Genomic DNA, 1749 nt, shown 5'->3' on the forward strand with positions numbered 1-1749 from the left:
CGGGCAGCAGGAATGGGTATATAGTGTAGCCTTCAGCCCGGATGGACAGAGGCTGGCCACGGCATCAAGGGACAACACCGCCAGAATTTGGGACAACCAGGGCAATCAAATCGCCTTGCTCACCGGGCATCAGTCCGAGGTATTAAGTGTAGCCTTCAGCCCGGATGGACAGAAGCTGGCCACTGCTTCATGGGACAACACTGCGATGATTTGGAACTTACAGGGCAATCTATTAGCGGTACTCACCGGCCATCAGTCCGAGGTATTAAGTGTAGCCTTCAGCCCGGATGGACAGAAGCTGGCCACTGCTTCAGGAGACAGCACTGCCAGAATTTGGGACAACCAGGGCAATCAAATCGCCTTGCTCACCGGCGGGCATCAGTCCGAGGTATTAAGTGTAGCCTTCAGCCCGGATGGACAGAAGCTGGCCACTGCTTCATGGGACAACACCGCCAGAATTTGGGACAACCAGGGCAATCAAATCGCCGTGCTCACAGGGCATCAGTCTTCGGTAATTAATGTAGCCTTCAGCCCGGATGGACAGAAGCTGGCCACGGCTTCATGGGACAACACCGCCAGAATTTGGGACAACCAGGGCAATCAAATCGCCGAACTCACCGGGCATCAGGAATGGGTAAATAGTGTAGCCTTCAGCCCGGATAGACAGAGGCTGGCCACTGCTTCACGAGACGGCACTGCCAGAATTTGGGACAACCAGGGTAATCAATTAGCCGTGCTCACCGGGCATCAGTCCGAGGTATTAAGTGTAGCCTTCAGCCCGGATGGACAGAGGCTGGCCACGGCTTCACGGGACGGCACTGCCAGAATTTGGAAGGTTGAAAGTTTAGGTGAGCTGCTGGGTCGGGGCTGTGAATTGCTGGAAGATTACTTTGTTAGGAATCCTGGAGCTAAGGAGAAGTTAACAGTATGCCAGGAATCGGGAATCGGGAATCGGGAATCGGGAATCGGGAATTAGGTTCAGAGGTTCGTTCACGAGGTTCAGAGGTTCGTTCACGAGGTTCAGAGGTTCGGTTAAGAAAGTTCAATGGCTGGAGATCCCCCCTAACCCCCCGCGCGCAAGGGGGGAACAATCACCGATCCCCCTCCCGTCCCCCTTATTAAGGGGGACGGGAGGGGGATCCGTGTTGCTCGGCTGAGTTAACTCAAATTTTATTCAAAACAGTTTTTTCCTCAACCATCCCCATAGCCCGCTAATAGCTAATAGTTTACCCTTTATCTATTAAAATGGTGTTCCCCTGGCGAGATAAATACATTCACCTGCTTACGGATTTCGGCTTTAAGCGGGTCTTTGGCACTCAGTCTAACAAAGCACTGTTGATCGACTTCTTGAATACTCTGTTACCTGCCCACCATCAGATTCAGGATGTCACCATTAAGACTCTGGAATTCTTTGGCAACAGCTTAGTGAACAGAAGAGCCATTTTTGATAGTTATTGTCAGAGCACAACCGGTGAACGGTTGATGGTGGAAATCCAAAAAGCCGACCACAATTTTTTCAAAGATCCCAGTGTCTACTATGCCACTTTTCCCATCCAAGAACAGGCGCAACTGGGAAATTGGCCTGATCAGCTAACCGCAGTCTACACTGTTGGGATTCTAGATTTTATTTGGGTGTGGCTCTTTTGGAAAGACGTTTGGTCAGGTTTAGAGAGGTATCGGAAGAGTAGGAGGAGCAGTAATAGAGCAACGAGCTTGAATTAGTCGTTTCATCAAAGGAAGGCCATCTTT

At 50.9% G+C, this 1749-nt stretch carries 1 protein-coding gene and 1 pseudogene; both read left to right on the top strand.

The features are described from left to right. The coding region (locus F6K37_RS40920; RefSeq protein ID WP_287257017.1) for a WD40 repeat domain-containing protein at nucleotides 1-976 on the top strand (976 nt) is incomplete at its 5' end. A gap of 269 nt (nucleotides 977-1245) precedes the next feature. Then, nucleotides 1246-1632, top strand: a pseudogene (locus tag F6K37_RS40925) (PD-(D/E)XK nuclease family transposase); the annotation flags it as partial. Between the last annotated feature and the right edge of the window lie 117 nt (nucleotides 1633-1749).

The sequence above is a fragment of the Moorena sp. SIO4E2 genome (genome assembly GCF_010671945.1).
GTDB lineage: Bacteria > Cyanobacteriota > Cyanobacteriia > Cyanobacteriales > Coleofasciculaceae > Moorena > Moorena producens.